The following is a 22,326-nucleotide window of genomic DNA, read 5'->3' on the forward strand; positions in this document are numbered from 1 at the left end:
TACAATGCGTTGGCCCCTTGAAGAATCACCCCGGCTGCCACTCCAGTCGCCAGCCGGGCGCATCGGGCTCGGGGCTGAAAGCTTGGCACACGAAGAGGCCAACGGCGGCGACTAGTTGGTTGCCCTGCATCAACAGCGGGATCTGCGGACGTTGCCAGGGGGGGATGCCGTATTCCTGCCACAGCTTTTTCAGCGGCCGTGAGCCAGATCTGCCTGCCGGTCGAGCGCGCAGGCCGGGAACCTGAAAGGCAATGTGCAACTCAGCCAGATCAAACCCGGCCACAAGGTCGGCGCCCCGGCTGACGGGGCCGAGCCGCAGTTTCCCCACACCACAATGCAGCCATTCGCCTGTTCTCACATTCGCCAGAGGCCGGGGGGTGCTGCCGGCGGTCGGCAGATAGAGGAAGTCCTGATAACGGCGGATACAACGCTTCCCGAGGCGCACTTCCGGTTCCGCATCGACGCGGGCCAGCGCCAGTTCCTGCCAGATGGCCTGCAACTGACTGCGACTGCTGTGTATGCCATGCTGCTGCAACCAATGGCGCAGCACATTATGGCGTCGGGCCCGACTCAACGTCTGCAAGCCGGCAATCGACACGCCACCGGCGGAGTTCAACAAATCGGGCAAGTCTGCTTCGACCAGTTCAGCCGCCAGCTCCATCTGCTCGGCGCACAGCTCGGCGCTGCGCGCCAGGGTACGATTGAAAGAAGGCCACTGCGCCAGCAGGGGCGGCAAGATGCGGTTGCGCAAAAAATTGCGATCAAAGTCGTCGTCGGCGTTACTGGGATCGTCCACCCAGCTCACCCCCTCCTCCCGGGCAAAGGCTTCCAGCTGTCGTCGCGAGCAGGTCAGCAAGGGCCGCCACTGCTGGCCCGGGCCGAACGGCTTTCTCATGGGCATGGCCGCCAGCCCCGCCACACCGGCACCGCGCTTCAGTGCCAGCAGCAGGGTCTCGGCCTGATCATCCTGGTGATGGCCGGTCAGCAGTATCTCGCCCGGCATCATTACTTCGGCCAGCGCCCGATAGCGGGATTCGCGCGCCGCCGCCTCCAGGCTGACTCTGGGCCCCAGTTCTACCTGTACCCTGATGGTCTGACAGGGAACGCCCAACGACTCTGCCACCCGGGCGCAGTGAGCCGGCCAAGGCTCGGCCGCCGCCTGCAGACCATGGGCTATGTGTACCGCCCGCACCGCTCTGCCCTGTTCGCGGGCCAAACGTGCGGCCAGCGCCAGTAGCGCGGTTGAGTCCAGCCCGCCGCTAAAGGCCACCAGCAGCGATTGTTTCGGCGCCAGCGTGGCTGTGTGTCGGCAAAATTCGGCGTATAAGTCCATGGTCAGACCCTGAAAAAAGCGGGGGTTGCAGGGTCGATTTCAATCGACCAGGATATGGCACCACATCCAAACCGGTCGAATAAATTCGACCCTACGAAAAATCATGCAGGCGGCGTGTGTTTTTACCCCTAACGCCGTTACCGGCAGCTGGAGCTGGCCGCGGTTTCACGAGCCAGTTCGATCCGCTTGGCGGTGGACGGGTGGCTGGAGAAAAGGCCACCGCCGCTACCGGCGTGTTGCATCAGCTTTTGCTGCGCGCGCATGGCCGCGTAAGGGTCCATCTTCAACTGACACAAGACTTCTACCCCGTAGGCATCGGATTCCAGCTCGTCTTTTTGAGAAAAGCGGGCGCCGATAAACTGGGTGCCGATCTCCGCATATTCTGACGCTGCCAAGGCTCCTACGGTTCCGCCCATAGCACCGGCGGCCTGGCGAGCGGCGCTGGTCAGATAGGCGGTCTTGAAGCGGTTGAGGGAATGCTCGAATTTGATGTGACCGACTTCATGGCCGATCACCGCCATCAGCTCGTCGTCTGCCATCACATCCATCAAGCCGGAATACACGCGTACCGTACCGTCTGGCATGGCAAAGGCATTGATTTCATCGTCCAGATAGACCTGAAAGTTAAGCGGTGTGCCGTCGATGCTGGTCAGGCCACGAGTCAGCCTGGTCAGGCGCTTGCTGTAGGCATCATTGGCCGGCGCCAGCTTGTTTTCTGCATCCATCTGTTTGGCGGACAGGCTGGCTTCGGCCTGCAACTGGCTCTTGCTCAGGGTAAAGCCCTGCAGCGCGGTCAGCCCTGCGCCCAGCAGGGCGTCGTTCCCGTTAGCCGCACAACCGCTCAGGCCAAGGGTTACCAGTGTGGCGGCAATCAATGTTTTTTTCATGTTCATCCCGATAAGTACATTCACAGTGGCAATATCAGAAAGGAAAAAGGGGTCGGAGTCAATTAAGAGTTAATTGACTCCGACCCCTTGTATGGTCGAATGATGCTGTTCCAGGGTCGAATGAATTCGACCCTACGACCTCTTCATTCCTTACACCTCACTGGAGTCCGGCTCAGCAATAACCGTAGCCCATCAGACGCTGGTAGCGCTGTTCCAGCAGGGTATCGGTATCCAGCTGCTCCAGATCGTTCAGATCGGTAATCAGGCGCGCCTTCAGATTTTCGGCCATCTGCAGCGGGTTGCCGTGGGCACCGCCCATGGGCTCATCCACCACGTTGTCAATCAGCTTCAGCTCGTGGATCCGCTGAGCGGTAATGCCCATGGCTTCGGCGGCCAACGAGGCCTTGTCGGCGCTCTTCCACAGAATGGAGGCACAACCTTCGGGCGAGATCACCGAATAGGTGGAATACTGCAGCATGTTGACCCGGTCGCCCACACCGATGGCCAGGGCGCCGCCGGAGCCGCCTTCACCGATCACGGTACAGATAATGGGCGTCTTGAGACCGGCCATCACCTTGAGGTTACGGGCGATGGCTTCGGACTGACCACGTTCTTCCGCCCCCACGCCCGGATAGGCGCCGGGGGTGTCGATGAAGGTCAGGATCGGCATCTTGAAACGCTCGGCCATTTCCATCAGACGCAGGGCCTTGCGGTAGCCCTCGGGACGCGGCATACCGAAGTTGCGACGAATCTTTTCCTTGGTTTCACGTCCTTTCTGCTGGCCAATCACCATCACGGGGCGACCTTCGAACCGGGCAACACCACCGACTATGGCCTTGTCGTCCGCATAGGCACGATCACCGGCCAGCTCGTCGAACTCGCCGAACATCATCTCCAGGTAGTCCAGGGTATAAGGACGGCGAGGATGACGGGCCAACTGGGAGATCTGCCAGGGGCCCAGGTTGTTGAATACCTTCTTGGTAAGCTCGTCGCGCTTGACTTCCAGACGCTTGATATCTTCACCCAGGTCGATGTCCATTTCGCCTTCGCTGACATGGCGGAGTTCTTCAATCTGGGCCTGCAGCTCGGCAATCGGTTGTTCAAAATCCAGGAAATGGTGGCTCATAAGTCCCCTCTATTCAAAAATTAGTTCGACTTTATCCTGACCCAGCAACTGCTTTAACGACGCCAGCATCTGGTCGGTGGGGGTTACCCGCCACTCGGTTCCCAGTGTCAGCTGCGCCCGCGCTCCTGGTCGGCAATAGGTCACTCGAACAGGACAGACTCCCGCCCGTACCGGGGTGAGAATGTCCAGCAATTGGGTAAAAAAGCCCTGGTCTATCTGACTTTTATCGATGTTCAACGCCAGACCACGAGCGAAACGCTCGCGGGCATCACTGATATCAAGCACTTCTCGTGCCGACATTTTAAGGCCGCCGGAGAAGTCATCAAAGCTGACCTGTCCGCTGATGACCAGGATTTTATCCTTTTCCAGCAAAGACTCATAGCGTTCCAGTGCTTCCGAGAACAGGGTCACGTCCAGCCGGCCGGATCTGTCATCCAGGGTAATAATGCCCATGCGGTTGCCGCGCTTGGTGGTCATGACCCGGGCGGCAATCACCAGGCCGGCGGCGGTGGTGATTTTATCGCGGCTGGTGGCCTGCAATTCTATCAAACGGCCGCTGGTATAGTGGCGCAACTCTTTCGCATACTGATTGATCGGGTGCCCGGTAAGATAAAGCCCCAGGGTGTCCCGTTCGCCGTCCAGCCAGACGTTGTCGGGCCAGGCCGGCACATCCACGAAGGCGTGCTCTATGTGCTCTTCTTCCACCAGCACGCCGAACATGTCGCTCTGGCCCAGCGCCTCGGCCTTGGCATGCTGCTCCGCCGCCTTCATTGCCTCGGGGAGGGTCGCCATCAACGAGGCCCGGTGCGGGCCGAGGCGGTCCATGGCGCCGGACAGGATCAGCTTTTCCATCACCCTTTTGTTCAGCTTTTTCAGATCGACCCGGTTACAGAAATCGAATAAATCCCGGAAGGAGCCGCCCTGCCCTCTCGCGTCCAGAATCGAGTCTATCGGTGCCTCGCCCACCCCCTTGATGGCGCCAATACCGTAGACGATGTGGCCTTCTTCGTTGACGGTGAAACGATAACGACCGGAATTGACGTCCGGCGGCAACAGGGTCAGCCCCATGCGCTGGCATTCGTCGACCAGGGTCACCACCTTGTCGGTGTTGTCCATGTCGGCGGTCATTACTGCCGCCATGAATTCGGCCGGATAATGGGTTTTCAACCACAGGGTCTGGTACGACACCAGGGCATAGGCGGCGGAGTGGGATTTGTTGAAGCCGTAGCCGGCAAACTTTTCCACCAGATCGAAGATCTTGATCGCCAGCTCACCGTCGATACCGTTTTCTGTCGCCCCGGCCTCGAAACCGGCGCGCTGCTTGGCCATTTCTTCCGGCTTTTTCTTGCCCATGGCCCGACGCAACAGATCGGCGCCACCGAGCGAATAGCCTGCCAGCACCTGGGCGATTTGCATCACCTGCTCTTGATAGAGAATGATGCCGTAGGTGGGTTCCAGAATGGGCTTGAGCGACTCGTGCTGCCAGGTGGCATCCGGGTAGGACACCGCCTCGCGACCGTGCTTGCGATCGATGAAGTTGTCCACCATGCCCGACTGTAAGGGGCCGGGCCGGAACAACGCCACCAGGGCTATCATGTCTTCGAAAGAGTCGGGCTGCAGCCGCTTGATCAGATCCTTCATGCCGCGGGATTCGAGCTGGAATACCGCCGTGGTTTCGAAGCGCTTCAGTAACTTGAACGAGGCCGCATCCGTCATGGGAATGGCGGCGATGTCGACCGGTGGCTTGCCTTCCTGCTCAAGCCTGGGGTTTATCATGCCCAGCGCCCAGTCGATGATGGTCAGGGTGCGCAGCCCGAGGAAGTCGAACTTCACCAGGCCCGCTTCTTCCACATCGTTCTTGTCGAACTGGGTAACCGGGTTGCGGCCATGTTCATCGCAATACAGCGGTGAGAAGTCGGTAATGCGGGTGGGCGCTATCACCACGCCCCCGGCATGCTTGCCGGCGTTGCGGGTAACCCCCTCAAGGGCACGCGCCATGTCGATCAGCGCCTTGACCTCTTCGTCCTGATCATACATTTCGGGCAGCTTGGGCTCGACCTCGAAGGCCTTGGCCAGGGTCATGCCCGGATCCGGCGGTATCAGCTTGGAGATGCGGTCGACAAAACCGTAAGGATGGCCCAGCACCCGGCCTACATCACGCACTACCGCCTTGGCGGCCATGGTACCGAAGGTGATGATCTGGCTTACCGCGTCCCGGCCGTACAACTCGGCGACGTGATCGATCACCTCGTCGCGTCGGTCCATGCAGAAGTCGATATCGAAGTCGGGCATCGACACCCGCTCCGGGTTCAGGAAGCGTTCGAACAGCAGGTCAAATTCAAGTGGGTCCAGGTCGGTAATGCTCAACGCATAGGCCACCAGAGAGCCGGCACCCGAGCCCCGGCCGGGACCGACCGGAATGCCGTTATCCTTGGACCACTGGATAAACTCCATCACGATCAGGAAGTAGCCGGGAAAGCCCATCTGGTTGATCACATCCAGCTCGATCTTCAGTCGTTCGTCGTATTCGCCCCGCTTTTCGGCGCGCACGGCCGGGTCGGGAAACAGAAACGCCAGCCGCTTTTCCAGCCCTTCTTGCGAGCACTTGACCAGAAAATCTTCAATGCTCATGTCGCCGGTGGGAAAGTCGGGCAGGAAGTATTCTCCCAGCCGCACCGTCACGTTGCAACGCTTGGCGATCTCTACGCTGTTTTCCAGTGCCTCGGGAATGTCGGCAAACAACTCGGCCATTTCAGCCGGGCTTTTCAGGTATTGTTCGGGGCTGTAACGCCGGGGCCGGCGCTTGTCGTCCAGGGTGTAACCATCGTGAATGGCCACCCGGATCTCGTGGGCGTCGAAATCGCTTTTATCGAGAAACACCACCTCGTTGGTGGCCACCACCGGCAGGCTTTCGCGTTCGGCCACCGCCACCGCCATGTGCAGGTAGCTTTCTTCGTCCGGTCGCTCGGTGCGCTGCAGCTCCAGGTAGTAACGATCCGGAAAATGCTGCCGGTAGAAGTCCAGGCACTGGCTGACCAATGCCTCGTTGCCCTTGAGCAGCCCTATGCCCACATCGCCCTCGCGCCCGCCGGACAGCACTATGATGCCCTCGCTGAACTCGGCCAGCCAGGCCTTGTCCACCAGGGGCCTGTGCTGCACGTGACCGCGCTCGTAGGCCTTTGAAATAATTCGGGTAATGCTCTGGTAACCGCTGTTGTTCATCGCCAGCAGGGTGATACGAAACAGCTGTTCGCCCAGCTCGTCGCTCTGCACCCAGATGTCGGTACCGACGATGGGCTTGAGCCCCTTGCGGTGGGCATCGCCATAGAAGCGTACCAGGCCACAGAGGTTCATCTGATCGGTCAGCGCCAGCGCCGGATAGCCCAGCTCGCCGGCGCGCTTGTTGATGGGGCCAATCTTGGCCACCCCATCCACCATGGAAAAGTCAGAGTGAATACGCAGATGGACGAAGGGCGTACTCATGTGCCTGCCACCTCGGAGGCCGAGGCAAGCAGCGCCGCCACCGGCTTGAAGCTGCGTCGGTATTCCGCCAGCACACCATGCTCGGTCAGGGCCGACAGATGCTCCCTGGTAGGATACCCCTTGTGACGAGCAAAGCCGTACTGGGGGTGCTGGGCATCCAGCGCTATCATCTCCTGATCGCGCGCCACCTTGGCCAGAATGGAGGCGGCGCCGATCTCCGCCACTCGACTGTCGCCCTTGACCACCGCCTGCGACGGCATCGGCAGGCTGGGGCAGCGGTTGCCGTCGATAAACACGAAGCCGGGTTGCAGCGACAGCGCCGCCACCGCCCGGCTCATGGCCAGCATGGTGGCCTGCAGAATATTGAGCTCGTCGATTTCGGCAGGCGAACAGCGGCCTATGGCCCAGGCCAGGGCGCGCTCGCGAATAAGCGGCGCCAGCTGTTCGCGTTTTTTCTCGCTCAGTTTCTTGGAGTCACCCAGACCAGGAATGGGGTTATTTGGATCCAGGATCACGGCGGCAGTGACGACATCGCCGACCAGGGGGCCGCGGCCCACCTCATCGACGCCGGCCACCAGCACGCCCTGGGGATAAACGATGTCTGTCATGTTCTATTGGCCAGTTCCAGCACCGCCAGCGCGGCCTGCTCATCGGCATTACAGCGGATCTGTTTATGCAATTGGGTAAAGTGCGCCACCAGCTCGCTGGTGTCGTTATCCAGCAGCTTGCCGACCTCGTCCACGATATGGCAGGGGGTGCAGTCGTGCTGAATAAGCTCGCTCACCAGCATTTTATCCGCCAGCAGGTTGGGCAGGGAGGCATAGGCGGTATGCACCAGCTTGTTGGCCAGCCAGTAGCTGACCGGCTTGAACCTGTACCCCACCACCATGGGTTTCTTGGCCAGCATGGCCTCCAGGGTGGCGGTACCGGATGCCAGCAGTATGGCGTCGGCGGCTGTCATTACTTCCCGCCCCCGGCCCTCTATCAGGATCACATCCAGATTGGGTGCCACCTGCTGTTTGATGGCCAGAAATTCTTCGCGCCGTTTGGCACTGACCAGGGGCACCACAAACTCCAGCTCGGGGTGGCGCACCTTGAGCTGCTTGCAGGCTTCCAGATACACGGGGCTAAGCAGGGTCACTTCCGCATGACGGCTGCCGGGCAGCAGGGCCAGGTAACGGCCGTCGGGCTTGAGCCCCAGCCGCTCGCGGGCGCCCTGGGTGTCAGGCACCAAGGGCATCTGATCGGCCAGGGTATGGCCGATGAAGCGACAAGGGGCGTCGAAACGATCATAGAAGGCTTTTTCGAACGGCAGAAAGGCCAACACCATGTCGGTGGCGGCCTTGATCTTGTGAATGCGGTTTTGCCGCCAGGCCCATACTGAAGGGCTGACGTAATGCAGGGTAGCAATGCCACTCTTGCGTAATTTGAGCTCGACACCGATGTTGAAGTCCGGGGCATCTATGCCCACGAACACATCCGGAGGATTCTCGGTGAAGTGACGGATGATTTGCTTGCGAATGGTCAGAATACGCGGCAACCGTCCCAGCACCTCGACCAGGCCCATCACCGCCAGTTCTTCCATCTCGAACAGGGCTTTGCAGCCCTCAGCCACCATCTGGGGCCCGGCAATGCCTTCGAATACCGCATCGGGATGGCGCGCCCGCAGCTCGCGGATAAGGCCGGCACCCAGGGTGTCGCCGGACACTTCGCCGGCGACGATACCAATACGCAGGGGACGGACCTCAGGCACGAATAATACCGCGCTCGTTTTGCTTGAGGAACTCGATCATGATGCCCACTTCCGGCTGCAGCTTGTTCAGCGCTTCCAGTTCGGGAATCACTTCGGCCACGGTTTTACCGCTTCTGAAGATGATCTTGTAGGCCTTCTTGATGGCCGAGATACCTTCGGCGGAATAGCCCCGGCGGCGCAGGCCTTCGGAGTTGACGCCGAAGGGTTTGGCGTAAAGGCCGGCGGCCATCACATAGGGCGGCACGTCCTTGTTCAGCGCGGCACAGCCGGCGATAAAGGCGTGGCTGCCGACCCGGCCAAACTGGTGAATGGCCGCATGGCCCCCGAAGATCACGTGGGAGCCAATGTGTACATGGCCCGCCAGGGTAGCGTTGTTGGCAAAGATACAATCGTCGCCGATGCGACAGTCGTGGGCCACATGCACGTTCACCATGAAGAGGTTACGGCTGCCGACCCGGGTCAGGCTCTCGTCCTGACTGGTGCCCCGGTGAAAAGTGCAGGACTCGCGAATCACGTTATCGTCGCCGATCTCCAGAACGGTACGCTCACCGGCGTACTTTTTGTCCTGACAGTCTTCTCCGATGGAGCAGAACTGAAAGATGCGATTGCGCTGGCCGATACGGGTAGGGCCCTTGATCACCACATGGGGGCCTATCCAGCAGTCGTCGCCAATTTCCACTTCCGGACCTATCAGGGTCCAGGGGCCGATTTCGACCCCCTTGCCTATCCTGGCATCCGGATGGACGATGGCGGTTTCATGAATTACTGCACTTTGCTCCGTCACACTCAACCCTCGCGTTTGGCACACATCAGTTCGGCGGTACAGACCACTTCGCCGTCGACGGTCGCAACACCGGTAAATTTGGCGATGCCACGACGTTCTTTCAGGTAAACCACATCCAGCACCAACTGGTCTCCCGGTACCACGGGACGCTTGAAGCGGGCGTTGTCGATGGAAGCGAAGTAATACAGCTCGTTGGGCTTGGGCTTGCCCACCATCTTGAACGCCAGAATACCGGTGGCCTGGGCCATGGCTTCCAGGATCAGAACACCCGGAAATACCGGCTTGTTCGGAAAGTGACCGGTGAACATCGGCTCGTTGAAAGACACATTCTTGATGCCTCTCAGGGTCTTGCGCTCAGGGCTAATTTCATAATGTGCCACCTTGTCTACCATCAGAAAGGGGTAGCGGTGCGGCAACAGTTCCAGAATTTCCTGGATATCCAACTGATTCTGCTCGTTATTCAGTTCGTTATTCAAAATGTAACCCTACCAAATTGCTTAGTTTTTTTTGTCTGACTGCTTTTCAAGCCGGTTTAACCGCTTGTGCATATCATCGATGCGCATCACCCGCGCCGCCGTTTTACGCCATTCTTTATTGGGCTGCAACGGAATACCGGAAGAATAGATGCCGGGCTCGGTGATGGGCCGCATTACCATGCTCATGCCGGTGATGGTGACCCCATCACAGATCTCGATATGGCCATTGATGACCACGGCGCCACCAATAATACAATATTTACCGACTTTTAGACTACCTGCCATCACGGTGCCGCCGGCAACGGCGGTGCCGTAGCCGATTTCCACGTTGTGGGCGATCTGACACTGGTTATCGATAATCACGTTGTCACTGATGCGAGTATCACCCAGAGCACCGCGGTCTATGGTGGTACAGGCGCCGATTTCTACCCGGTTGCCGATGACCACATTGCCGAGCTGGGGGATCTTGACCCACTCGCCCTTGTTGTTGGCATAGCCAAAGCCGTCGCTGCCAATCACGGTTCCAGATTGTACCAGACAGTCTTCACCCAGGGCGACTCTGTGATACAGGGTCACGTTGGCCCACAAGCGGCTACGGGCACCCAGGGTGCTGTTTTTGCCGATAAAGCAGCCGGGACCGACCACGGCACCGGCACCCAGTACCACGCCGGACTCGATCACCGCCTTGGCGCCGATGGACACGCCTTCACCGATAATTGCATCGTCGGCGATCACCGCCGTGGGGTGAATGTCCACCGCCGGCTGCGGCGTGGTATCCAGGGCCTGAGCGGCCAGGGCAAAGCCGAGGTACGGATCGGCCATCACCAGGCTGGCCACCGGGCACAGCGCCTGATCGGCGGCGGTGACGATCACGGCACCGGCCCGGGTATTTTCCAGCAGGTGGTGATATTTGCTGTCCGACAGAAAGGCCACCTCGTCCGGGCCAGCCTTGTCCAGGGTGTTGACCCGTCGAATAATCAGAGTCGGGTCACCCTTGAGTTCGGCACCCAGCTGCCCGGCCAGTTCTTGTAACGTGATAGTCATAACCAGATTCTCATCCAAACCAAACTCTTACTTGCTGACCTTGCCGATCACCTGCTCGGTGATGTCCAGGGCCGGTGAAACATAGATAACGGCGCCCCGCTCTATGACCAGATCCAGGCCTTTGGCCTTGGTGATCTCGTCGATAGCGGTTTTGATACGCGCCAGCATCTTCTGACGTTCTTCATTTTCACGGCGAGCCTGATCTTCCTCAAGCTTGCGTCGTTTTTGCACATAGGCGCTCTGCATCTCGTTCAGCTTTTTCTGGGCCTCGGCCTTCTGCTGATCGTTCATGAAGGCCATGTCCTTTTGCTGCTTTTCGATAAAGCTGCGGCCATCGGCTTCCATCTTCTGCACTTCCTTGACCCGGGCGCCAAACTCGCTTTCCAGTTTTTTGGCCACCGCCTGGCGCTGGGGCATGTTCTGGAATACGGCACCGGTGTCCACCACCGCAATCTTGCCGCTCTGAGCCTGGGCCAGACCCGCGGTCAACAGCAGGACCAGTGCGCCCATCATTTTCATCATCTGTTTCAAGGTCATCTCCTTTATTTGAAATAATGTAAGGGGGAAGGGTGAGGGGAAAACCCCTGATACACCCATCCAGCTTGCCCCCTGGCGATACTCCGCCATCATATCTGTTTTGCCCTGCTCCGCAGGCCCTGCCGGCTAAAGCGGCAGTTATACAAGGTGAATCTTCACACCTCACAGGGTGTTAGAAGGTCCGGCCTATGTTGAAGTTGAACACTTCGGTACGATCGCCTTCCACTTCCTTAAGCGGGGCGGCGAGCGAGAACACCAGCGGGCCGAGCGGTGACAACCACTGCATGCTGACCCCGGCAGAGGCGCGGATGTTGGACGGATCGCCGAAGTCGTAAATCTGGTCACAGTTGCTGACACAGTTGGCCGCGTAGTCCGCCGAAAAGTTGGTGTTCCAGACGGTACCGACGTCCATAAAGACGCTGGTGCGCAGCGAGCGCTGCAGGTCTTCACCGGCGAACGGCGTGGGCACTATCAACTCGGCCGAAGCCGCCACCAGGGCGTTGCCACCGATGGTGCTGTCGTCACCACGGAATTTGGGATCCGAGTCGGTGCCATCGTTATACACAGCCCGCGGGCCCACCGAGTTGCTCTTGAAGCCACGCAGGGTGTTGAAGCCACCGGCGTAGTAGTTCTCGAAGAAGGGCAGACCCTGGCTGCCCTTGGTGGCATCACCGTAGCCATCACCATAAGAGGCACGGAACTTGCCGGTCAGCACCCAGTTATGCTCCCGATCGAGCGGAAAATAATGGGCATCGTCGAAGCTGGTCTTGTAATACTGCAGATCCGATCCCGGCACCGCCACCTTGAGCGAGAGACTCTGGCGGTTACCCGCGGTGGGGAAGTAGCCCCGGTTCAGGGTATTGCGGGTCCAGCCGGCGGTAATGTCGAAGGTGTTGAAACTGATTTCGTCGTTCGAGGACACATTCTCGCCATGCAGGGTCCAGAAGTCGTCCAACTGCACATAGCTGTCGCTCGGCTTGCCCAGGGTATTGTGCTCGAAACCGGCGCTGAAGCTCAGTCTGTTATCTTCATCGATCGGGAAGCCGCTCAATGCACGAATGCCATAGAGGGTGCTGTCGTAATCGGCCAGGTTGGCGTCATCGGCCTCGAACTGACGGTAGTAAATCCGGCCACCCAGGCTGACGCCGTCGACGGTAAAATAGGGATCTGTGTACTCCAGCGACACATCCTTGGAGTAGTCGTTCATCTGGGAGTTGATGCCCACCCGGTTGCCGGTGCCGAGGAAATTATCCTGCTGCAAGCCCGCCTGGATGCTGAAACCCGAGTCGGTACCGAAACCGATGCCGAAGTTGATGGAGCCGGCCGGCTGCTCCTTGACATTGACGTCCAGATCTACCTGATCGTCTTCACCGGGGATGCGCCGGGTTTCCACCTCGACGGTTTCAAAGTAACCCAGGCGATTCAGGCGGGTACGGGACTGTTCCACGTCTTCGCTCGACAGCCGGGCTCCTTCCATTTGCCGCATTTCACGGCGCAGCACCTCGTCTTTGGTGATGACGTTACCGCCGAAGTTGATACGGCGCACATAGACCCGGGTACCGGGATCGATATTCACCACCAGCTCTACTTTCTTGCTGGTTTCATCTATTTGCGGGAAGGTGGCAACCTTGGGGTAGGCATAGCCGAAACGACCGAGAAACTTGGACAGCACCTCTTCCATGTGCGCCACATCGGCGGCGGAATAGAGATCTCCCGCGCGCATTGGCACCAGCGCTTCCAGCTCGGACTGCCGGTCGATCAGGTTGCCCTTCAGGCTCACGCCAGACACCGTATAACGCTCGCCCTCGGATACGTTGAGGGTGATATAGACCCCTTCCTTGTCCGGCGACATGGACACCTGAGTGGAAGTCACTTCGGCCTTGAGGTAACCCCGATCCCGGTAGTAGGAACGCAGGGTTTCGATATCGCCAGCCAGCTTCTGCTTCTGATAGCGCTGGTCGGCCATGAAGTTCCACCAGGGTACGCTGTCGGACAACTGCAGCTGACTCAACAATTGCTCTTCGCTGAAATCCTTGTTACCGACGATGTTGATCTGCTTGATCTCCGCCGCCGGGCCTTCCACAAATTCGAATTTCAGATCGACCCGGTTACGCGGCAGCGGCGTCAGTACCGCCTTGACCTGGGCCGAATATTTCCCCACGCCGTAGTAAAAGTCTTCCAGGCCCTGCTCGAGCGAGCTCAGGGTAGTGCGATCCAGGGGTTCGCCAACTCGCACCCCTGCCCCTTCCAGGCTCTGTGTGAGCTGCTCTTCCTTGATTTCCTTGTTACCGCTGAAGCTGATGCCGGCAATGGTCGGCCGTTCGGTCACCTGTACTACCAGGATGCCGTTATCACGCAGCAACTGCACGTCTTCGAAGTTGCCGGAGGCATAGAGGCTATTGATGGCCTCGGCCAGACGAGTGGCGTCCACTTCTTCACCGACCCGCACCGGCAGGCTGAGCAGGGTTGCCCCCAGGGTGACGCGCTGCAGACCCTTGACCTGAATGTCCTGCACCACAAAAGAGCTCATGCCGCCCTGAGCATGGGCCAGCATGCTCGCACCCAACAGGCAGGAAGCGACCAGCGTATTTTGAACTGCCCTTTTTTTCTCTTTCACTGATCTTTCTTTAGCAGACCTTTCTTTAGCAGACATGGTGTGACTTTATCCTTGTGTCGGTCGCCCTAGAGGCGAGCAAAATCGTTAAACAGCGCCAGTCCCATCAACATCATCAAGAGCGCAGCGCCAATCTTGAAGCCGATTTCCTGTACTTTCTCCGGCACCGGTCGTCCGGTCACCGCTTCTATCACATAAAACAGCAGATGACCGCCGTCGAGCACCGGCAGCGGCAACAGGTTGATGATGCCTAAATTAACACTGACCAGCGCCATGAAGCTGAGAAAATAAACCAGCCCGTAGTCGGCACTGATGCCCGCTCCCTTGGCGATGGAAATGGGGCCGCTCAGGTTGTCGACCGAGACGATACCGGTCAGCAGCTTGCCGAGCATCTGAAACGTCAGCACCGTCAGATCCCAGGTCCGGCTGACACCGGCGCCGATGGCCGCCAGCGGGCCATAGCTGTGTTCGAAGCGATACTCTTCTGCCACCGGCAATACCTGAGGGGCCACGCCCGCATAACCGATGACCCGATCGCGACTTTCGCGCCGCTCCGGGATCAGCGTCAGGCTCAGGCTCTGACCCGCTCGAGTCACCTCGAGTTCCATCGGGACCTCGGGGGAGGCCTGAACCAGAGAGACCAGTTGCCGCCAGTCAGCCAGTGGCTCGCCGTTTATCGCCAGCAGGGTATCACCAGGCTGCACCCCCGCGACGGCTGCAGGGCCATTATCGACCACCTGAGCCACGGTCAGGGTGAGTTCCGGCCCCACCGGCACCAATCCCAGGGCGGTGATCGGCGAGGTTTCATCCGGGTCAAACTGCCATTCGGCCAGCGGAATGCGGACCTGGCTTCGCTGGCCGCTACTGTCTGCAACCTCAAACAGGGTTTCATCATCACCGAGACGACCGATCAGCGCAAAGTTCACCTCTTCCCAAGTGCGCACCGGCTTGCCGTCGATGGCCAGAATTTCCATGCCCGGTGCCAGCCCGCCTTCGGCCGCCGGTGAGGCAAGGGTGACGTCGTTCAGCACCGGCTTCACCGCCGGCACACCAATCAGAAACATCAGCCAGAAGGCGAAAATGGCAAAGGCAAAGTTGGCCATGGGGCCAGCCACCACGATCGCCATACGCGCCCACACCGACTTGTTGTTGAACGCCTGCTCCTGCAGATGGACAGGCACCTCGTCTACCCGGCCATCGAGCATCTTGACGTAGCCACCGAGCGGTATCATCGCCAACACGTATTCGGTGCCGTCCCGCCCCATGCGTCGCCAGATAGGCTTACCGAAACCGATGGAGAAACGCTCCACCTTGACGCCGTTGCGCCGCGCCACCCAGAAGTGGCCGTATTCGTGTACCGCTACCAGAATGCCCAGGGCGACAATAAAGGCGCCCAGATTCCACAATATGTCGCCCATCATGTTTTCCTTATCAATGCGGTGGCACAACGGCGTGCCTCGCCATCCAGCGCGATGATCTCGTCCAGGCTAGTCGCCCGAGTGCTGCCCAGCCGTTGCATCACCGCCTCGTTGACCGAGGCTATCGCCATAAAACCCAGCTTGCCGGCCAGAAAAGCCGCTACCGCCTCTTCATTGGCCGCATTCAGCGCCGTGGTCGCCCCCTGGCCGCTGGCACAGGCTTCGATGGCCAACCGCAGACAGGGATAACGTGCCATGTCCGGCGCCATAAAACTCAGTTCACCCAGCTTGCAAAAGTCCAGCGGCGCCACGCCTGACGCAATTCGCGCCGGATACGCCAGCGCGTGCGCAATGGGGGTCATCATATCCGGCTGGCCGAGCTGGGCCAATACCGATCCATCCGAGTACTGCACCATGGAGTGGATGACCGACTGGGGATGTACCAGCACCTCCAGTTGGCTGGCGGTGGCATTGAACAACCAGCGCGCCTCTATGTATTCCAGCCCCTTGTTCATCATGGTGGCGGAGTCGACCGAAATTTTCGGTCCCATCGACCAGTTGGGATGCGCCACCGCCTGGGCCGGCGTCACTCCGGTCAGCTCACCCACCGGGGTATAGCGGAAGGGGCCGCCGGATCCGGTGAGCAGTATCTTGCTGACCCCCGCCTCCGCCAGACTGCCCCGCCCCGGATTTTGCTGCAACTCGGCGGGCAGGCACTGAAAAATGGCGTTGTGCTCGCTGTCGATCGGCAGCAACCGGGCACCACTGCGGTGCACCATGTCGATAAAGAGCTCGCCGCTCATGACCAGCGCTTCCTTGTTGGCCAGCAAGACCCGCTTGCCGCCCTGCACCGCCGCCAGGGTAGACAACAAACCGGCGGCACCGACGATGGCCGCCATCACGGTAGTAACTTCTGGTTCGGCAGCCACTTCGCACAAGGCGTCGGCGCCACTCAGCACCTGGGTTTTACCACCCAGCTCCGCCAGTTGCCGACGCAGCTCCCGCGCCGCCGTCTCATCGACCATCACCGCATAGCAGGGCGTGAACTCCAGGCAATCGGCCAGCATGCGCTCAACCTGCCGGTTGGCGGTCAGCGCAAAAACACGAAACCGCTCGGGATGCCGGCGCACCACCGACAGGGTGCTCTGACCGATGGAGCCGGTGGCCCCGAGTATGGTTAACAATTCCACTTAGCCTCTCCTTTTGATGACGAGGCTGAAGTCAGCACCCAAGTTTGCAAGGCAGAAGCAGAATGACAAAAAGCAGACCGTCTGCGCCAGGGGTGGCGCAGACGAGCCCCCAGGGATGGGTTTACGGCGAGTCTGCATTTGTCTTCTGCTTCTGCCTTTACTCCCAGCCTTGATACAAGAGACTGCACATAAACAATCCGAGTCATCAGCTTAACAACCTGACGACGACGATAAACACCGGCAGGGCGGCGGTCAGGCTGTCGATGCGGTCCATGACACCACCATGACCCGGCAGAATACTGCCGGAATCCTTGAGGCCCGCTTCCCGCTTGAACATGCTCTCCACCAAATCCCCCAGCACAGACGCGAACACCGCCACTACGGAGGCGACCAGCAACACAATTCCTTCCTGAATCGGCAGATCCATGCCCCAGGTAACTAACAGCGCCAGCATACTCGCCGTTATCACGCCGCCGAGCATGCCTTCGATGGTTTTGCCGGGGCTGACCCGGGGGCATAGTTTGCGCTTGCCGAAGGCTTTGCCGACGAAATAGGCACCGGAGTCCGCCACCCATACCAGCGACATGACAAACAGCAACAACCAGGCGCCGAAGAAGGGGTTCTGCTCATATTCGTAGCTGCGCAGCGCCAGCAGCGCCCAGAAAAAGGGGATCAGGCTGAACAGCGCAAACAGCGTCTTCAGCCACAATTGCCCCTGCCAGACAGCGGCGCTGCGCGGATAAACCAGTACCAGTGCCAGCGATATCAGCCACCAGAAGGCGCCGGCATAGAGCACCAGAGAGACGGTATCATTCAAATCCGGGCTCCAGACCCGCTCTATGGGTACCATAGCCATCAGGCCAATCAGCACCAGAGCCAGGGAGACCATCACCACATTGGCCTTGCGGGGGTCGATAAAACGCCCCCACTCACGGCCGGCCAGCAAAAAGACCCCACCGGCAAAAAGCGAAAAAAACGGCAGCGGCAACAGAAAAATGGCGGCCAACACCAAGGGGATCAGGCACAGGGCCGTGATGATTCTAAGCTTTAACAAGAAATATCCTCTCTTATTTGAAGTGAGGGATGAGATGCCTAGGGTCGATTTCAATCGACCAGCGAACCTGGCACCTGACCAACGTCGGTCTAATAAAGCCGACCCTACGCCTCATCTCTCACGTCTTTATTATTTGTGCATGAGGTCGACTTCAATTGGCCTCATGCATAATGCTCTTTCTCACCTTATACCAATGCGATGATATATCTGATCAGACGTCATCCTGACGAACGTCAGGATCTGATGTTGTCTGCAGCAAGATACCGAGGCCGTCATGCCGAGACTTGATTCAGTACCGGTATGACGAGTCGGCAAGCTCTTCATCCCTCATTACGCCCGGCCAAAGCACGAATTTGTGCGCCGGTGCAGCCGAAGCGCCGCTCTCGTCCCACAAAGGTGGCAATGGCCTCGCTGAAGGCGGCTTCGTCAAAGTCGGGCCAGAGTACGGAAGTAAAATACAGCTCGGCGTAAGCCAGCTGCCACAATAAAAAGTTGCTGATACGCTGCTCGCCGCCGGTGCGGATCAGCAGGTCGACCTGCGCCAGATCGGCCATGGTCATCAGGTTTCCCAGATGATGCTCTGTAATGTCGGCGGGGGTGATATTACCGGCCACCACCTGCTCGGCCGCGCGACGGCAGGCCTGGGTGATGTCCCAGTGGCCACCGTAGTTGGCGGCAATATTGAGGGTCAATCCGGTATTGGCGGCGGTAAGCACCTCGGCGTCGGCAATTTTGCGCTGAAGATGCTCACTGAAACCACGGTGATCGCCGATCACCCGCAAACGAATGTTGTTGCGGTGCAGCTTGCGTACTTCCGAACCAAGCACGGCAATAAAGAGGCTCATCAGGGCGCTGACTTCCTCTTCGGGACGCCGCCAGTTTTCGCTGGAAAAGGCGAACAGGGTCAGGGCATCCAGCTTGAGCTGATGAGCAAAGCTGACCGCCGCACGTACCGATTTTACACCGGCCTTGTGGCCGCTGACCCGGAATTTTCCACGTTGTTCGGCCCAGCGGCCGTTGCCGTCCATAATGATGGCGACGTGACGGGGTAGCTGAGATGGGTCGTCGAATGCTGCCATGGTTTGGCTCGCTGGCATTGAAGTCACTCCTGCACAAAGACAAACGCCGTGCAGGCAGCTACACGGCGTCGGCTACTATACCTGATGTAAGTATCAGATTTCCATTAACTCTTTCTCTTTGGCGGCGAGTGCTTCGTCCACCTTTTTGATGTAGAGATCGGTCAGTTTCTGGATGTCGTCCTGGGCACGACGGTCGTCGTCTTCGGAGATTTCCTTGTCTTTCAACAGAGCCTTGAAGTCCCCGTTGGCATCGCGACGGATGTTGCGAATGGCCACCCGGCCCTGCTCGGCTTCGTGACGTACAACCTTGATCAGGTCTTTACGACGCTCTTCGGTCAGGGACGGCAGTGGAATACGGATCATGGTGCCGGTGCTGGAAGGATTCAGGCCCAGATCAGAGCTCATGATGGCTTTTTCCACGGCCTTGATCATGGTGCGGTCGAATACGGTAACCGCCAGGGTACGGGAGTCTTCGGTGGTAATGTTACCCACCTGCTTCAGCGGAGTGGCTGCACCGTAGTAATCCACATAGATGGTGTCCAGCAGGCTGGGGTGAGCCCGGCCGGTACGAACCTTGTTCATCTGGACCTTAAGCGACTCAAGGCTCTTTTCCATCCGCGTATTGGCGTCGTTCTTAATCTCGTTAATCACGGTTTTTATCCTTTTTTATTAAAGCTGAAAGCGCCGAGTGCCCAGGCTGAAAGCAAGATCCTGACGTTCGTCAGGATGACACCTTATGTTTTTCTCGGCGCCTGATGCTTAGCGCTCGGCGCTCAAAACTATTATTTCCGGCTGATGAGGGTGCCTTCGGTTTCCCCCATCACGGCGCGGCGCAACGCACCCGGCTTGTTCATGTTGAATACCCGGACCGGCAGGTTATGATCCCGGGCCAGGGTAAAGGCGGCCAGATCCATCACCTTGAGTTCACGATCCAGTACATCGTCATAATCCAGTTGACTATACAGCTCGGCATCCGGGTTTTTCATCGGATCTTCACTGTAGACACCGTCCACCTTGGTCGCCTTTAATACTACGTCGGCTTCAATTTCAATGCCACGCAAACAGGCGGCAGAATCGGTGGTGAAAAAAGGGTTGCCGGTACCGGCAGAGAATATCACCACCCGGCCCTTGCGCAACAAGCTGATGGCATCGGCCCAGTTATAGGGGTCGCACACACCTTCCAGGGTGATAGCAGACATCAGACGGGCATTCACATAAGCACGGTGCAGGGCATCGCGCATGGCCAGCCCGTTCATCACGGTGGCCAACATACCCATGTGGTCGCCCACCACGCGGTTCATTCCCGCCTGGGCCAGGCCCGCACCACGAAACAGGTTGCCGCCGCCGATCACCAGGCCGACCTGAACACCCAGTTCAACCAGTTCTTTGATTTCCTGAGCCATACGTTCGAGTACGGCGGGATCAATACCAAAGCCTTCTTCCCCTTGCAGCGCTTCGCCGCTCAGTTTAAGAAGAATGCGTCTGTATGCGGGTTTAGGATTGGTACTCATGCTTTTCTATTCCTGGTCATAGAAAGACCGCGACGGATGTCGCGGTCTGGATAGCACTAACAACGGCGGGAATTAACCCTTGGAAGCAGCGATCTGCGCCTGAACTTCGGCAGCGAAATCTTCTTCTTTCTTCTCGATACCTTCACCCACTTCATAACGGACGAAACCGATGGCATCGGCGCCGGCCTGCTTGAGGCGATCGGCAACAGAGATAGAAGGATCCTTGATGAAGGGCTGACCGGTCAGAGAGATCTCACCGGTGAACTTCTTCATGCGACCTTCAACCATCTTCTCGGCGATTTCTTTCGGCTTGCCGGAGTTGATGGCGATGTCGACCTGAATTTCACGCTCTTTGGCCACGACGTCGTCAGACACGTCTTCGGGCTTGACGAACTGCGGGTTGGAAGCGGCAACGTGCATTGCCACGTCTTTGGCCACTTCTTCGTCACCGCCTTTCAGGTTGGCGATAACGCCGATGCGGGTGCCGTGCAGGTAAGTGGTCAGGTTGTCACCTTCCACCAGCACGATACGACGCAGACTCATGTTTTCACCGATTTTGGCGATCAGGTTGGTCAGGGTCAGCTCGATGCTTTCGCCGTTTTCATACTCGGCCGCCTTCAGGGCGTCCAGGTCGTTGATTTTGTTTGCCAGCGCTATGTCGACAATCTTGTCACCGAAGGCGCGGAAACCGGCGTCTTTGGCTACAAAGTCGGTTTCGCTGTTCAGCTCGATCATCACGGCGGTGTTGCCGGCCTGACGCATCAGGATGATGCCTTCGGCGGCGATACGGCCGGCTTTCTTGGCAGCTTTGGCCTGGCCGGACTTGCGCATCTCTTCGATGGCCAGTTCGATGTCGCCATTGGCTTCGGTCAGGGCTTTTTTACAATCCATCATGCCAGCGCCAGTGCGCTCACGCAGTTCTTTTACCAGGGCGGCGGTAATAGTTGCCATGTCTAATTTCCTCGATCTTGGTCTACAAGAAAACAGGGGCACAAGGCCCCTGTTAACCCATTACTTTCGTATGGTTAATAAAGGCTGAAGCCTAGGCTTCGTCTTTATTACTCTTCTACGACGTAGTTGTCTTCGGCTTGCACGGCCAAGTCTTGCGCACGGGCAGCAATCACGGCGTCGGCAGCAGCATTCAGATACAGCTGGACGGCACGGATGGCGTCATCGTTACCGGGAATGATGTAATCGATGTTGTCCGGGTTAGAGTTGGTGTCAACAATCGATACTACCGGAATGCCCAGGTTGTTGGCTTCTTTGATAGCGATGTGCTCGTGGTCAGCGTCTACTACGAACAATACGTCGGGCAGACCGCCCATGTCCTTGATACCGCCCAGGGACTTCTCCAGCTTTTCCATTTCGCGAGTACGCATCAGCGCCTCTTTCTTGGTCAGCTTGTCGAAGGTACCGTCTTGAGCCTGGCTTTCCAGCTCTTTCAGGCGGCTGATGGATTGACGTACGGTTTTCCAGTTGGTCAGCATGCCACCCAACCAGCGATGGTTGACGTAGAACTGATCACACTTGGTAGCGGCTTCTTTGACGGCTTCAGAGGCTGCGCGCTTGGTACCAACAAACAGGATTTTACCCTTCTTGGAAGCGACGTTGCCCAGGTAGTTCAACGCGTCGTTGAACATGGGAACGGTTTTTTCCAGGTTGATGATGTGAACCCGGTTGCTGGCGCCGAAAATGAACGGCTTCATCTTGGGGTTCCAGTAACGAGTCTGGTGACCAAAGTGAACGCCGGCTTTCAGCATGTCGCGCATAGATACTTGTGCCATGATTTCCTCAAATAAGTGTATTGGGTTAGGCCTCCACACATCCCATGACTCCGACCCGAAGGCACCCTGGAGCATGTGCCGATGTGTGTGTGTATTAAGAAGGTGAATGTGTGTGACGGATACATCTGCAGGCATACCCGCAGATACAACTATCACGGCGCGCTTTATACCATAAAACCGGCCCCTGCACCAGTGTTGCCGTTATTCGACTGCGGCTTCGCTACTGCTTGACTACTGGTGGAAGTCAGACGCG

19 protein-coding genes are annotated in these 22,326 nt (G+C 58.5%); all 19 read right to left on the reverse strand.

Translation table 11 applies throughout. The features are described 5' to 3' along the window. Positions 1–25: 25 nt before the first annotated feature. The 19 genes from tilS to rpsB all read right to left on the reverse strand — a co-directional run bounded on the left by tilS (position 26) and on the right by rpsB (position 22,073). Positions 26–1,333 (reverse strand): tRNA lysidine(34) synthetase TilS, encoded by a 1,308-nt coding sequence (gene tilS, locus ACLEIV_RS14725; protein ID WP_410457394.1) that lies wholly within the window; start codon positions 1,331–1,333, stop codon positions 26–28. A 137-nt stretch (positions 1,334–1,470) separates the two neighbouring features. Further along, positions 1,471–2,220 (reverse strand): M48 family metallopeptidase, encoded by a 750-nt coding sequence (locus ACLEIV_RS14730; protein ID WP_410457395.1) that lies wholly within the window; start codon positions 2,218–2,220, stop codon positions 1,471–1,473. Between the two features lie 172 nt (positions 2,221–2,392). Then, positions 2,393–3,346 (reverse strand): acetyl-CoA carboxylase carboxyl transferase subunit alpha, encoded by a 954-nt coding sequence (accA, locus tag ACLEIV_RS14735; protein ID WP_410457396.1) that lies wholly within the window; start codon positions 3,344–3,346, stop codon positions 2,393–2,395. A 9-nt stretch (positions 3,347–3,355) separates the two neighbouring features. Next, positions 3,356–6,829, reverse strand: a complete 3,474-nt coding sequence (gene dnaE / locus ACLEIV_RS14740) for a DNA polymerase III subunit alpha (protein ID WP_410457397.1) — start codon at positions 6,827–6,829, stop codon at positions 3,356–3,358. Continuing rightward, a complete protein-coding gene (rnhB, locus tag ACLEIV_RS14745; protein ID WP_410457398.1) occupies positions 6,826–7,437 on the reverse strand; it encodes a ribonuclease HII in 612 nt (203 codons plus the stop codon). The genes dnaE and rnhB overlap by 4 nt, the downstream gene beginning before the upstream one ends. Continuing rightward, positions 7,434–8,582 carry a lipid-A-disaccharide synthase gene (gene lpxB, locus ACLEIV_RS14750; protein ID WP_410457399.1) on the reverse strand — a complete coding sequence of 383 codons (1,149 nt, stop codon included), beginning with the start codon at positions 8,580–8,582 and terminating at the stop codon, positions 7,434–7,436. The genes rnhB and lpxB overlap by 4 nt, the downstream gene beginning before the upstream one ends. Then, positions 8,575–9,366: an acyl-ACP--UDP-N-acetylglucosamine O-acyltransferase gene (gene lpxA, locus ACLEIV_RS14755; RefSeq protein ID WP_410457400.1), complete on the reverse strand. Its 792-nt coding sequence runs from the start codon at positions 9,364–9,366 to the stop codon at positions 8,575–8,577. The genes lpxB and lpxA overlap by 8 nt, the downstream gene beginning before the upstream one ends. Positions 9,367–9,368: 2 nt before the next feature. Continuing rightward, positions 9,369–9,830, reverse strand: coding sequence for a 3-hydroxyacyl-ACP dehydratase FabZ (gene fabZ, locus ACLEIV_RS14760; protein ID WP_071473405.1), 462 nt, complete (start codon positions 9,828–9,830; stop codon positions 9,369–9,371). Positions 9,831–9,863: 33 nt separating this feature from the next. Beyond that, entirely contained in the window at positions 9,864–10,886 is a 1,023-nt protein-coding gene (gene lpxD / locus ACLEIV_RS14765) for a UDP-3-O-(3-hydroxymyristoyl)glucosamine N-acyltransferase (RefSeq protein ID WP_410457401.1), read from the reverse strand. 27 nt (positions 10,887–10,913) lie between these two features. Beyond that, positions 10,914–11,408, reverse strand: coding sequence for an OmpH/Skp family outer membrane protein (locus tag ACLEIV_RS14770; RefSeq protein ID WP_410457454.1), 495 nt, complete (start codon positions 11,406–11,408; stop codon positions 10,914–10,916). Positions 11,409–11,595: 187 nt separating this feature from the next. Continuing rightward, a complete protein-coding gene (gene bamA / locus ACLEIV_RS14775) occupies positions 11,596–13,977 on the reverse strand; it encodes an outer membrane protein assembly factor BamA (protein WP_410457402.1) in 2,382 nt (793 codons plus the stop codon). Positions 13,978–14,105: 128 nt separating this feature from the next. Further along, positions 14,106–15,455 (reverse strand): sigma E protease regulator RseP, encoded by a 1,350-nt coding sequence (gene rseP / locus ACLEIV_RS14780; RefSeq protein ID WP_410457455.1) that lies wholly within the window; start codon positions 15,453–15,455, stop codon positions 14,106–14,108. Beyond that, positions 15,455–16,645 carry a 1-deoxy-D-xylulose-5-phosphate reductoisomerase gene (gene ispC, locus ACLEIV_RS14785; RefSeq protein WP_410457403.1) on the reverse strand — a complete coding sequence of 397 codons (1,191 nt, stop codon included), beginning with the start codon at positions 16,643–16,645 and terminating at the stop codon, positions 15,455–15,457. Before ispC ends, rseP begins: the two co-directional genes overlap by 1 nt. Positions 16,646–16,850: 205 nt before the next feature. Next, positions 16,851–17,699, reverse strand: a complete 849-nt coding sequence (locus tag ACLEIV_RS14790; RefSeq protein ID WP_410457404.1) for a phosphatidate cytidylyltransferase — start codon at positions 17,697–17,699, stop codon at positions 16,851–16,853. Between the two features lie 320 nt (positions 17,700–18,019). Then, on the reverse strand, positions 18,020–18,778 hold the full coding sequence (uppS, locus tag ACLEIV_RS14795; RefSeq protein ID WP_410457456.1) for a polyprenyl diphosphate synthase: 759 nt from the start codon (positions 18,776–18,778) through the stop codon (positions 18,020–18,022). A 93-nt stretch (positions 18,779–18,871) separates the two neighbouring features. Beyond that, positions 18,872–19,429: a ribosome recycling factor gene (gene frr, locus ACLEIV_RS14800; protein ID WP_410457405.1), complete on the reverse strand. Its 558-nt coding sequence runs from the start codon at positions 19,427–19,429 to the stop codon at positions 18,872–18,874. A 131-nt stretch (positions 19,430–19,560) separates the two neighbouring features. After that, positions 19,561–20,289 carry a UMP kinase gene (gene pyrH / locus ACLEIV_RS14805; RefSeq protein WP_204794428.1) on the reverse strand — a complete coding sequence of 243 codons (729 nt, stop codon included), beginning with the start codon at positions 20,287–20,289 and terminating at the stop codon, positions 19,561–19,563. A 72-nt stretch (positions 20,290–20,361) separates the two neighbouring features. Then, positions 20,362–21,240 carry a translation elongation factor Ts gene (gene tsf / locus ACLEIV_RS14810; RefSeq protein WP_410457406.1) on the reverse strand — a complete coding sequence of 293 codons (879 nt, stop codon included), beginning with the start codon at positions 21,238–21,240 and terminating at the stop codon, positions 20,362–20,364. A gap of 107 nt (positions 21,241–21,347) precedes the next feature. Continuing rightward, positions 21,348–22,073, reverse strand: coding sequence for a 30S ribosomal protein S2 (gene rpsB, locus ACLEIV_RS14815; protein WP_204794426.1), 726 nt, complete (start codon positions 22,071–22,073; stop codon positions 21,348–21,350). Between the last annotated feature and the right edge of the window lie 253 nt (positions 22,074–22,326).

The sequence above is a fragment of the Oceanisphaera submarina genome (genome assembly GCF_046521305.1).
Classification (GTDB): domain Bacteria; phylum Pseudomonadota; class Gammaproteobacteria; order Enterobacterales; family Aeromonadaceae; genus Oceanimonas; species Oceanimonas submarina.

What these genes read in the sequence shown, in the direction of transcription:
- pyrH (WP_204794428.1), bottom strand. Translation starts at nt 20,289, where the DNA reads ATGAGTACCAATCCTAAACCCGCATACAGACGCATTCTTCTTAAACTG.
- accA (WP_410457396.1), bottom strand. Translation starts at nt 3,346, where the DNA reads ATGAGCCACCATTTCCTGGATTTTGAACAACCGATTGCCGAGCTGCAG.
- rpsB (WP_204794426.1), bottom strand. Translation starts at nt 22,073, where the DNA reads ATGGCACAAGTATCTATGCGCGACATGCTGAAAGCCGGCGTTCACTTT.
- ACLEIV_RS14770 (WP_410457454.1), bottom strand. Translation starts at nt 11,408, where the DNA reads ATGATGAAAATGATGGGCGCACTGGTCCTGCTGTTGACCGCGGGTCTG.
- bamA (WP_410457402.1), bottom strand. Translation starts at nt 13,977, where the DNA reads ATGCTGGCCCATGCTCAGGGCGGCATGAGCTCTTTTGTGGTGCAGGAC.
- tsf (WP_410457406.1), bottom strand. Translation starts at nt 21,240, where the DNA reads ATGGCAACTATTACCGCCGCCCTGGTAAAAGAACTGCGTGAGCGCACT.
- lpxD (WP_410457401.1), bottom strand. Translation starts at nt 10,886, where the DNA reads ATGACTATCACGTTACAAGAACTGGCCGGGCAGCTGGGTGCCGAACTC.
- ACLEIV_RS14730 (WP_410457395.1), bottom strand. Translation starts at nt 2,220, where the DNA reads ATGAAAAAAACATTGATTGCCGCCACACTGGTAACCCTTGGCCTGAGC.
- tilS (WP_410457394.1), bottom strand. Translation starts at nt 1,333, where the DNA reads ATGGACTTATACGCCGAATTTTGCCGACACACAGCCACGCTGGCGCCG.
- uppS (WP_410457456.1), bottom strand. Translation starts at nt 18,778, where the DNA reads ATGGCAGCATTCGACGACCCATCTCAGCTACCCCGTCACGTCGCCATC.
- rnhB (WP_410457398.1), bottom strand. Translation starts at nt 7,437, where the DNA reads ATGACAGACATCGTTTATCCCCAGGGCGTGCTGGTGGCCGGCGTCGAT.
- rseP (WP_410457455.1), bottom strand. Translation starts at nt 15,455, where the DNA reads ATGGGCGACATATTGTGGAATCTGGGCGCCTTTATTGTCGCCCTGGGC.
- dnaE (WP_410457397.1), bottom strand. Translation starts at nt 6,829, where the DNA reads ATGAGTACGCCCTTCGTCCATCTGCGTATTCACTCTGACTTTTCCATG.